Below are 11,406 nucleotides of genomic sequence, written 5' to 3' on the forward strand. Positions count from 1 at the left end.
CATGAAAAGCCTCCTGTTTCTTGGACTTTATTTTCGTTGTCCAAGAAACGGGAGGCAGTTCAGTAAGGCACCCTCCGGGGGCTTTCACGTATTGAGCTTATTAGCTTAGTCTTCGTTGATGAGGTCGCGGACCACGATGGTCTGGTCGCGGTCCGGGCCCACACCAATTGCAGAAATACGGCAGCCAGAAATCTCTTCCAGCTTCAGCACGTACTTGCGGGCGTTTTCGGGCAGCTCATCCAGGCTCTTCGCATCCGAAATGTTCTCGGTCCAGCCATCGTAGTACTCGAAAATCGGCTTAGCGTGGTGGAACTCGGTCTGAGTCATCGGCATCTCGTCGTGGCGCACACCGTCAACGTCGTAAGCCACGCAGACCGGGATCTTATCCAGGCCAGTCAGCACGTCCAGCTTGGTGATGAACAGGTCGGTGAAACCGTTGATGCGCACAGCCTGACGCGCCAGCACGGCGTCGTACCAGCCGCAACGACGCGGGCGGCCAGTGTTCACGCCGAACTCGCCGCCGGTGGTGCGCAGGAACTCGCCCATCTCATCGAACAGCTCAGTCGGGAAGGGGCCAGCACCCACGCGAGTGGTGTACGCCTTCTGAATACCAATCACACGGGAGATGCGGGTCGGGCCCACCCCCGAACCGACGCACGCGCCGCCGGAGGTCGGGTTGGAGGAGGTCACGAACGGGTAGGTGCCGTGGTCAACGTCCAGGAAGGTTGCCTGGCCGCCCTCCATCAGCAGGGTCTTACCCTCGTCCAGTGCCTTGTTCAGCAGCTGGGTGGTGTCCACAATCATCGGCTTCAGACGCTCGGCGTAAGACATGAAGTACTCGACAATCTCGTCAACCTCAACGTGGCGGCGGTTGTAGACCTTCACCAGCAGTTCGTTCTTCTGACGCAGTGCGCCTTCAACCTTCTGACGCAGGATCGACTCGTCCAGGATGTCCTGAACACGGATGCCGAGGCGGCCAACCTTATCCATGTAGGTCGGGCCGATACCGCGGCCGGTGGTGCCGATAGCGCGCTTGCCGAGGAAACGCTCGGTCACCTTGTCCATGGTCTGGTGGTAGGGTGCGACCAGGTGTGCGTTAGCGGAAATCTTCAGGCGGGAGGTGTCAGCGCCGCGGGCCTCAAGGCCGTCAATCTCAGCGAAAAGAGCCTCGGGGTTAACAACCACGCCGTTACCAATCACGGGGACGGCATTCTCGCTCAGAATACCCGCGGGCAGCAGCTTCAGCTCAAACTTCTGGCCGTTCACCACCACGGTGTGACCGGCGTTGTTACCGCCGTTGGGCTTGACCACGTAGTCTACGCGGGGGCCGAGCAGGTCGGTTGCCTTACCCTTACCCTCATCGCCCCACTGGGCGCCCACAATCACGACAGCTGACATTTTGTGCTCCTTGAAAGCCTTGAAGATACGCACCGGATTTCACGGCGCGGCGGCGACCTACCGCCTCATGATCCGGGTAGGCACACCTCTTCTAATGATACCGTGCCCGCCCCTTTAAGTCCCGTGTGACGGGGCGGTAGGCGTGCCGGATACGGTGCCGGTGAGCTTCACCGGGCACGGCAACGCCCCCATCCGATATTCGGACGGGGGCGCTACCGGTATGAGCTGATGAAGACTACTTGATGATCTCGATGAAGGTCATCGGGTAGGTGTACTGCTCACCGCGGTTTGCGGCCATAGCAGCCAGGCTGTGGAAGATAACCATCAGGATAGCCACAACCATCGGGACGACCCACAGGATGATGCCCAGGATGCCGAAGGTCAGAATAATCAGCAGCCAGGAAGCCATGCTGATGACCCACAGGGAGAAGTTGAAGTTGAACGCGCGGCGGGATGCTTCCTTAGTGAAACCGTAACCGGGCTTGTCCTTATAGATGAACCACATGACCAGCGGCGCGAGAATACTTGCGGATGCGAAGGACAGCAGAGACAGAATTGCAGAAGCCAGGTGCGCGAGCATCGCCATGTTCTGGTCGTCCTTGGAGGAGACTACGTAACCGTTGGGCTGCTGACCCGGCGCCTGCGAGTAGGAGGGTGCCTGCTGGGAGTACTGGTTGTACTGTTCAGGGTTCGGGTTCTGGGACATCGTTCTTTTCCTAATCTATCGATGAGTGGATACAGCTAATCGTTGAGGTGCGGCTAATCATTGAGGCGCGGCGGCAGGCTAACTCACCGTTTTCGGCGGGTGCCCGCCTCGCTCTACTTGGTCGCAACGCTCGTGATGGTTTCACCCTATCAAGGCAAAGTAAATGGAATATTAACCCTCGCCGGACAACAGACGAAGAAACCCGAATATGACACAAAAAGACGCCCCTGCCCCTCCACGCGGTGTTATGTACGTGGAGGGGCAGGTCGTTATACGGTGTGGGCTGGCCGAGGTTAGTCCTGTTTCTCTTCATCAGCGAGCGCAGGATGCGCGGCGGGCTTATGTAGTGCGGCAGCCTCGCGCTGTGCGGCGGCCTCGTGTAGCTTTGCGTGTTCTTGCTTTTTCAGAAACTCGTACACCGAGAAAGAATCCTCTTCTTCCTTCGTGAAGCCATTGACGCCCGTGTAGCCGTCCGGCAGGCGGTTGTACACGAGGTAGTACCAGAACTCGGCATGTGCCGTCTCTATTTTCTGGAGGAGTTCCCTCAGCTGATTCTTACGCTTCACCGCCTGAACAATACCCACAATCCATAGGATCGGCACCACAAACAACGATCCCACGCCGATAGTGATGAAGAAGAGCAGCATCGACATGCCAGCACTACTATCGAACATACTCACCAGAGGAACCAGCACAAACGGGTTCAGTATCAGCAGGACAATAAGCACGGTCTTCCAGAATGTGCGCTGACTCTCGATCTCTTCAATGTTGGAGCCAGCAAACGGATTATTGATGGGAACGTAGCCTACCGGCTGGATCATTGCCGCCCGCGAGGTGGGGTTCTCCTCATTCTTGACCGGGTTCAGGTGGGCAGCGCACGCCTGCATGGGTGCGGACTCGTCGTGGGAGCGGTCCAGTAGGCGCATTTCGATGAGTTTTGAGTCGGGGGTGCCGAAGAGCGGGTCGGGGATGACCGGCAGAATAGCGCCCGGTTGCAGACCGAGGTGTTCCAGCCGAACGTACTCGCCGTAGGCGTGCGTTGCCTGAGCCTGCTCTTGCTGAGCCTGTTCAGTGGAGGCGAGCGCTACCGGGTGGTTCGCCTCGTCGTCCTTGCGAGATTCGTGAGTATCTTCCGGGGTGTCTTCTGAGGTGTCTTCCGGCTCGTCGATTTTGTCGGTGTCATGAGAGTCTTCGGGTTCGTCTTCTGAGTCTTTCCGCGCGGAGTCGTAGCGCTTGGGGGCACCCGGGTAGACGTATTCATAATCGGGGTCGGGGTGTTCTAGCTCTTCGTCGTCGGATTCTTCATATAGCTCAGCGTCTTCATTTTTCTGCGTCTGCTCGCCCATGAGTAGCGTCATGTATTCCGGGACGGACTGGTCGGTGTCCCAGAGGGGCTGGTACGCCTCGTCCTTCTTTGCAGTTTCCTTCTTTTCAGTGGGGCGGTCTGCCATGGTCGTCTCCTTCGCTCACCAGACATACTCCTAGTGGCACCACCGTACCAGCGTGCGCTGGGCAGTCCCTTGAAACCTGCCTGATAAAAGCTGAGAAAAGCCCCCGACAAGCGCCAACACGCACGTGTTAACACTGCCGGGGGTTCAACGTTACCAGGGGTCTACTGGGGGCATTTGCGGGAAGCTACTCCGCCGGCACTGACACTCCCTCGGGCTCCCCCGCTTCGTCCGGGTGGGCACCCTCCTGCAGGGTGCGGTCGTACACCGGGTGGTACCAGAACGCACCGTACGTCGTTGCCCTCGCTACCGCCTCCCGCCGCTTCTGCGAGAGCTTCACCAGCGAATAAATCATCAAGCCAAGCCAGATAAAGGGCACCGTGAACAACGAATACAGCCAGACAAAGAAATAGGCGCCAAAAACCTGCCACGCAGACTGCTCATCCACCGCGTACAGAAGGGGCAGCACAAGGAACGGGTTAATCACCTGCAACGCCACACACAAAACCAGCCACCACGCGTACCCGAGACGAGCCTTAGCCCAATCCACGGTGGCTTCGGGTGTGGTTGCGGGGATGTAGCCAACAACCCGAGCTTCGCCGGTGTCTTCCCCCGGTGCTGACAGAGCCGGTTCAGACAGAGCCGTCGCGGTGCCGGGCTGATTCTGCCAGCGCACGGAAGCCACCTGCGTGGGTCCGGCATCCTTCGACAGCGCACTCAGTAGTTGCATGGGCTGCAGACTTGGGTCGGGAATACCGTAGACAGGTTCCGTCGCCACAGGCAGGGCGGCATCAACGGTGAAGGAATCCATACGCCATTGCGGGGTCTGCGCCTGCGCTCCGCCGGTCATGATGCGCCGCCCATATGTGAGTTCGGCGGCGCAGGGGTAGGAGCAACCGCCGCAGAGGACATCGAAGACGTTGCGCCCAGGATCCCCTGCATCTCCTCAGCGTTCTTGGGCAGACGGTCGTACACCAGATAGAACCAGAACGGCCCAAGCGGCATGGCCTCCTGCTTCAAGTCCTGGCGCTTCCGATCGAGCCGGTACAGCGTATAAATCAGCGCACTAACCCATAATCCCAGGGGGAGACCAAAAGTCACTACGGTAATCATCATGAAGACGTAGAAGACATACCCACCAGCTTCAGACCCCCCGGCGACAGAAGCCAAGGAGATATAGGTCAGGGGGTTGAACACCACACCAATGAAGAAAAGGGCGATGAGCTCAGGCCATGCTTTCCTCCGCAGGTCTGATCCGCTTACCCTACCCGCAACCGGTGCCGCAGGGATGTACCCGATAGGTCGCGGAGTACCGACTACTTTCTCATCCATCCAGGCAGGAAAAGCGGTCGGCACCTGCCGGTGTGCAGATGCGCCAGCATCCGTGCCCATGGGGGACATGCGGCGCATCGTGGGGCCCGGGCGGCCATACAGCGGCCGGTTCAGCACCGGGTGACCCATCGCCGAAGGGAAAAAGTACGCAGCCTGCACAGAAGGCGCAGGAGCCGAAACCGCCAGAGTAGACGCCGCAGAATTGGGCGCTGCAGGGTTGGGCACCGCAGAATCAGGTGCTGCAGGAATCGATGGGTCAGCAGGCGCGGATGCAGAACGAGCCTTCTGTATTTCCAGGACCTCCTTCACCGGCTCGGGAATCTCCCCGGTCGGCGCGGCAACCGGCGTTCCGTGAAGAAGCAAAGCCGAGTATTCGGGTGCGGGCTGCTCCATATCCCACAGCGGCTGATACTCGCTATCGCTCTTCTCGGTTGGGTTCTGAGGGTTTTTCGGTGCTTCGCTATGCTCCGCCACGGTAACCTCCTCCAATGCTTGTCTGCTTGTTAGTGTCTGTTGTGTTGTCTACATTGTGTGTTCGGTGCGCGGGGGCTCAATCCCGTAGCTGTTCTTTGAGCCAGTGGCTAGTCTGCTTAAGCCTCGGCCGCTTCGTTAAGCCGCACGATGCTCAGAATCCACGCCACAAACCAGATGATGCCGGGAATCCCCATGAGCCCTGCGCTCACCTGATTCACCATCATAAAGAGAGCTGCGACGAGTGGCCCCGCCCCGAACAGGCCCGTAATGGAGAGAATCCCCGCCGCAATATAAGGATTCAGTACGGAAACGGCAAAGAACAGAAGCTTCGCCTCCCCCTTCTGAGATGAATCAGACGAACCGCCAAAACTCGTCACCGGCTGAGTAATGCCACTACGATGCCGCGAAGCGTAGCGCTCCTGGTTTGTTTTAGAGGGCGGGGCGCAGTCATACACCAGCCGGAACGTGAACCTCTCCTCAGCTCCACGCCTCCAGATGGAATTCACCATCACAGCGAGAAAATTGATAACAGCGCCCAGGGAGAAGACGAGCAGTACCAGCGGAAGAATACCGATGCTCAGCACCGAAAACCCTATGCCCGCCAGATATAGAGAACCTAGAGTTTCTTCGCTCAGGCTATAAGAAGGCAACAAGAAATATACGAAAGGATTCGCCGCGATAGCCAACGCTAGGTACACCAGCACCTCCACCACGCGTCTACCAGTGTGGGGCTTGCGGTTAGGAACCGGCAGAGGGCAGTAACCAACCAGCTCGCCGCCGTGTTCCTCCGGCGATTCTCCATTGGGGAGAGTTCCCTGAACATCATCCGCGTGGATGCGCATCAGCTGCGGATTGGGGCGACCGTAATACACATGGGGCGCCACCTTCAAAACACGCTGACTAGGGGAAACAGATTGATTGTCGATGGGTTGCTTCTTATCGGCAGTCATGATTCCTCCTCAGCAGTGTGACGCAGTGATACCGCGGGTGAACTAACAGTGGTCGGGGTACACTCGTACACCAGCCGGAATTGAAAATCCTGCTGAATCTTGTGCTGCCTAACGAGCAGGCGCGTCGATTCGACAGCATCCCCAACAGCATCCAGAAACTTTCCTGCGCAGAGGAGCAGCAACCAGATTTCTGCGACGAGGCCGACAAAGCCCACAAGCAAAATCAGCGGAGGGAAATAAAAGAGCGGAATCAAAAAAATGACAAGTATCATCGCCATTTCCTCGCCCACTCCCCTGAAACCCAGGCTGAAAAGTATCGGGCTCATCAGCACGATAAAGAAAGATGACCAGAACACCATCCGCAGCAGTGGACCCAGCACGTACCAGGTGAAGCCGCTCCAATCAGTGAAGAAGCCCTTCGCATTGAAGGTTTCGCGGGGCTTTTCCATGGGGGCGTAGCCTACCACATCTCCAATCTGCCAGGCGGATGAGCTGTACTCGGTGAGGGTACCCTGCACCTCTCCCCTATGGATGCGTTCCAACAGTGAGCCGGGACGGCCGTAAACAACCTGGGACGACATCAGCAGAACAGAATCGTCACCAGAAACGCGTCGTTTGACCATGGTTCAGCCCTCCATATCCCAACATTTTTGATAGATGTTCAATAGATGGTTTTACAGTAACAACCGAACCTGAAAAGAACCTGAACCCGAGTGCAAATAAAAAGCATGAAAAAGAAAAGGGTCGAACATGTCCACAATTTGATGCATTTAGGAGTAATAAACGCTTCACAAGCCATTTTGAGGTGTATCCTAGTTCACATCTAGTGTGTTCAAGTTCAACTAGAACCCACCAGAACAACACCACAAGCCTCCCAGAAACACCCCGGGAGCCAAGCAAAGGAGCACCGTGACACACACCGCCTCCCCAAACCCCCGCGGCCGGTCGCATCGACGCCGAATCGGCAGCGGGCTACTCACCCTCAGCATGGCGCTGAGCCCCCTCGCAGCCCTGGGCACCACCGCCCACGCCGCAGAAGACCCCGACGCCGTCAAGCAGGTACTCAGCGAAAGCATGAAGAACGCCAGCGGCACCGTCACCGCCTTCGTCCGCTTCAAGGGTAAGGGCGCCTTTGAACAGACCCAGCCCGCAGGCGTACTCGCTGGCACGCAGGCACCCGTCAACCGCAGCTCGCAGGTGCAGGCAATCGCCTCCCAGGTGCAGAGCCAGGCACAGCAAGTCAGCAGCCAGTCCGGCGCGCAGGTCCTCTACACCACCCACAACGCAGTACGCGGCGTGGCAGTGCGCGGTGACGCCGAGTCCATCAAGGCACTCGCCAACCGCCCCGATGTGGAGAAGATCTCGCCCATCCTGCCCAAGTACCGCCAGAACGCGGGCGCCGCCGTTGACGCAGGCTCTCTCGCCACCTGGACCGGCACCACCAACCCCGCCGGCGCGGGCGGATACACCGGCAAGGGCGTGAAGATCGCCGTCATCGACTCCGGTATCGACTACACCCACACCGACTTCGGCGGTAGCGGCAAGCTCGAAGACTACGAGAAGGCATCCAAACTCACCGAGCTGCCCTCCGCAGACTCCGGGCTCATCAACCGCACCAAGGTTGCTGGCGGCTACGACCTCGTTGGTGACGCCTACGACGGCAGCAACACCGCAACCCCCGACGGCAACCCGCTCGACTGCACCACCGGCGGCCACGGCACCCACGTGGCGGGCACCGCGGCAGGCTACGGCGTGAACGCCGACGGCACCACCTTCACCGGCGACTACAGCAAGCTCACCGCAGAGCAGCTCAAGACCATGAAGATTGGCCCCGGTGTTGCACCCGACGCTGAAATCTACGCCTTCCGCGTCTTCGGTTGCAGTGGCAGCACCAACGTCGTTATCGAGGCGCTCGACCGTGCCCTCGACCCCAACGGTGACGGCGACTTCTCCGACCGCGTGAACGTGGTCAACATGTCCCTCGGCGGCGAATTCTCCCCGCAGGATGACCCCGAAGCCTACGCCGTTGACGCGCTCACCCGCGCCGGCGTGCTCTCCGTGATCTCCGCAGGTAACGCCAACGACTACAGCCTGCGCGGCGACACCTACTCCAACTCCGGTCACCCCGCCACCGCAGCCAGCGCAATCACCGTAGCTAACGCCTACGGCTCCACCCGTGCTGTGGATGCGGCAGAGCTGACCGACCCCGCCACCGGCACCACCCGCAAGGTACGCGGCGACTACAGCGTCTCCTACCCCTGGGCACAGGCAGGTAGCAAGGAATTCACCGGCGAACTCACCGCAATCTCCGAGAACAACCGCTACGCCTGCAACGCCCTCAGCACCGACGAAGCGGCAGCTGTAAAGGGCAAGTGGGTGCTCATCGACTGGGCTAAAGATGACGGTGAACTCGCCTGCGGCTCCAAGGTGCGCTTCGACAACCTGGAGGCGGCAGGCGCCAAGGGCGTGCTGCTTGCAGGCAATGACGAAGAACCCGGCCTGGGTATTGCCGGTAACGATACCCTGCCCGGTTTCCGCCTGGCAGCATCCGCCGCTAAGGACCTGCGTGCACAGATCACCGCAGCAGAAGCGGCAGGTAAGCCCCTGACCGTGCGCCTCGGCAACGAGCTGAAGTCCTCCCTGCGCGTGGACACCGATAAGCTGGATCAGCTGAACCCCATGAGTGCCCGCGGCTTCCACGGCAGCTACGGCTACACCAAGCCCGACATTGCGGCACCCGGCTCGTACATCACCTCCGCGGCGGTGGCGACCGGTAACAACTCCGTGACCTTCAGCGGCACCTCCATGGCGGCACCCTACGTTGCCGGTTCCGCTGCCCTGGTCATGCAGAGCCACCCGACCTACACCCCCGCACAGGTCAAGTCCGCCCTCATGAACACCGCAACCCACGATGTGCGCACTGAATCCGGTGCCGCATACGCGGTGGACCGTGTGGGTGCCGGACGAGTCGACACCCTCGCTGCCGTGCAGTCGAAGTCCCTCGTCTACAACGCTGACAAGAGCGGTACCGTGTCCCTGAGCTTCGGTGTGCTTGAGTACGCACCGGATGCTGGCGTTCAGGCCCTCACCCGCGAGGTGACGGTCGAGAACACTGACTCCGTGGCACACACCTACGCCCTGTCCTACGCTGAAAGCACTAATATTCCCGGTGTGGAATACTCCTTCCCCTCCGCGGTCACTCTCGCACCCGGTGAAACTAAGAAGTTCGAAGTCACCGTGCGCATCGACCCGTCCAAGCTGGAGAAGACCCGCGACGCGGCAATGGACACCACCCAGAACGCAACTGACTACTACACCGGCAACGAAACCGTTCCCGAACAGTACCGTCAGTACATTGCCAGCGCATCCGGCCGACTCGTCCTCACCGAAGACGGCACCAAGGCACTGCGCCTGCCCGTTCACGTGGCACCCAAGCCCGTGAGCACCATGCACGCTGCCGAAGACACCGTCACCTTCACCCAGAAGCCCTCCAGCGACGAGGCTCAGAAGGCAGACACCGGCTGGACCAAGTCCCAGATCTCGCTGCGCGGCACCGAGGTCAACCAGGGCGGCTACCGCTCCCTGCTCGGCGCGTTCGAGTACGGTGCGAGCGTGGACCGTGTGGCTCCCACCTCCCTGTCGCTGAACAGCAACGTTAAGGCAAACCTGCAGTACGTCGGTGCTTCCTCGGATGCGCCCGCGCTGAAGGCAGCCGGCGGCAACGCTGATGACGGCACCCTGCGCTTCGGTATCTCCACCTGGGCGAACTGGGATGTTGTCTCCTACGAGAACACCTTCACCGTAGAAATCGACACCGACGGCAACAACCGCGCCGACTACAAGCTGGTCACCGACCGCGCTAAGGGTCTGGACTACCCGCTGGTTCGCCTCTACGGCTACAAGAACGGCAACCTCGTCGAGCTCGGCTACTACCCGCTCAACGGCGCCTGGGGTGATGTGGACACCAACATGATGGACACCAACACCCTCATCATGAGTGCACCCCTCAAGGATCTGGGCCTGACCAGTGCAAACAACCCGGACATCCAGTACCGAGTCAGCGCAACCACCCAGTACGAGTGGGGTAACGTCAGCGAAACCGGCTGGATCAAGTACCGTCCCTTCAGCCCCAAGCTGTGGTTCAGCGGCGACTCCTCCGCCGTGGCTGGCCTCCACCCGGATGCCTCCACCACCACCCTGACGGCGCACCGCTCCGCTGACGCGATCCCCGCGCTCGGCGAATCCGGCGCACCCGCCAAGGCGCTGCTGCTGCACCTGCACAACGGCACCGGCGACCTCTCCGGCACCAACGGCGCCAAGGGCAACCGCGCCGAGGTGCTGAACATCAAGGAGCAGCAGACCGAGTACATCACTCCGTCCCGCTTTAGCGATGTGAAGAACACCGACCAGTTCTACACTGAGATTTCTTGGTTGGCTCAGCGTCGCATCACCACCGGCTACCCGGACGGCACCTACCGCCCGCTGGAGTCTGTGGAACGTGGCGCAATGGCGGCGTTCTTCTACCGCATGCAGGGTTCCCCGCAGTTCACTGCCCCCTCCACCCCGAGCTTCAAGGACGTGCCCACCACGCACCCCTTCTACAAGGAGATTGAGTGGATGAAGGCTCAGGGCATCACCACCGGCTACTCGGACGGCACGTTCCGCCCCTCCGCACCGGTGAACCGTGACGCCATGGCTGCGTTCTTCTACCGTGTAGCGGGTTCCCCGCACGTGGACCTGCCCGCAACCAGCCACTTCAGCGATGTTTCCACCGATAACCAGTTCTACCGTGAAATCACGTGGCTGGCTTCGAAGGGCATCAGCACCGGCTGGCCGGACGGCACCTACCGCCCGGCGACCCCCATTGCCCGCGACGCGATGGCGGCGTTCATCTACCGCTACACCGAGAAGGTTGCTAACCAGGCCGGCCGCTAGACGGTAGCTAACCGGTAGCGAACAGTTCGGGTCCCCTCCCGCCCCCTGCATGGGGTGGGAGGGGTACCCGGAACCGGCAGGGTCCGGGGCCTGAAGACCCCGGAACCTCTCAAGTTTTGGTGGCGGTTTCACCGGCGGATGCACTCACTCGTCGTCTGCCGGT

The 11,406-nt window shown here is 60.2% G+C and carries 8 protein-coding genes; 1 reads left to right on the top strand and 7 read right to left on the bottom strand.

Features of this window, described 5'->3' with window-relative positions:
- Window positions 1-105 precede the first annotated feature (105 nt).
- The 7 genes from HMPREF2879_RS00005 to HMPREF2879_RS00035 all read right to left on the bottom strand — a co-directional run bounded on the left by HMPREF2879_RS00005 (window position 106) and on the right by HMPREF2879_RS00035 (window position 6,931).
- Entirely contained in the window at window positions 106-1,398 is a 1,293-nt protein-coding gene (locus tag HMPREF2879_RS00005) for an adenylosuccinate synthase (RefSeq protein ID WP_049340360.1), read from the bottom strand.
- Window positions 1,399-1,633: 235 nt separating this feature from the next.
- Window positions 1,634-2,104: a DUF4870 domain-containing protein gene (locus HMPREF2879_RS00010; RefSeq protein WP_070634515.1), complete on the bottom strand. Its 471-nt coding sequence runs from the start codon at window positions 2,102-2,104 to the stop codon at window positions 1,634-1,636.
- A 293-nt stretch (window positions 2,105-2,397) separates the two neighbouring features.
- Window positions 2,398-3,555 (bottom strand): pyruvate ferredoxin oxidoreductase, encoded by a 1,158-nt coding sequence (locus HMPREF2879_RS00015; RefSeq protein ID WP_070634516.1) that lies wholly within the window; start codon window positions 3,553-3,555, stop codon window positions 2,398-2,400.
- 184 nt (window positions 3,556-3,739) lie between these two features.
- Entirely contained in the window at window positions 3,740-4,402 is a 663-nt protein-coding gene (locus HMPREF2879_RS00020) for a hypothetical protein (protein ID WP_070634517.1), read from the bottom strand.
- On the bottom strand, window positions 4,399-5,358 hold the full coding sequence (locus tag HMPREF2879_RS00025; protein WP_070634518.1) for a hypothetical protein: 960 nt from the start codon (window positions 5,356-5,358) through the stop codon (window positions 4,399-4,401). The genes HMPREF2879_RS00020 and HMPREF2879_RS00025 overlap by 4 nt, the downstream gene beginning before the upstream one ends.
- 116 nt (window positions 5,359-5,474) lie before the next feature.
- Window positions 5,475-6,308, bottom strand: coding sequence for a type VI secretion protein (locus HMPREF2879_RS00030; RefSeq protein WP_070634519.1), 834 nt, complete (start codon window positions 6,306-6,308; stop codon window positions 5,475-5,477).
- Window positions 6,305-6,931 (bottom strand): hypothetical protein, encoded by a 627-nt coding sequence (locus HMPREF2879_RS00035; protein WP_070634520.1) that lies wholly within the window; start codon window positions 6,929-6,931, stop codon window positions 6,305-6,307. Before HMPREF2879_RS00035 ends, HMPREF2879_RS00030 begins: the two co-directional genes overlap by 4 nt.
- Window positions 6,932-7,295: 364 nt before the next feature.
- Between HMPREF2879_RS00035 and HMPREF2879_RS00040 the strand changes: the two genes are divergently transcribed.
- Entirely contained in the window at window positions 7,296-11,243 is a 3,948-nt protein-coding gene (locus HMPREF2879_RS00040) for a S8 family serine peptidase (RefSeq protein WP_141753012.1), read from the top strand.
- Window positions 11,244-11,406: the final 163 nt, after the last annotated feature.

The sequence above is a fragment of the Rothia sp. HMSC069C04 genome (assembly GCF_001812895.1).
GTDB lineage: Bacteria > Actinomycetota > Actinomycetes > Actinomycetales > Micrococcaceae > Rothia.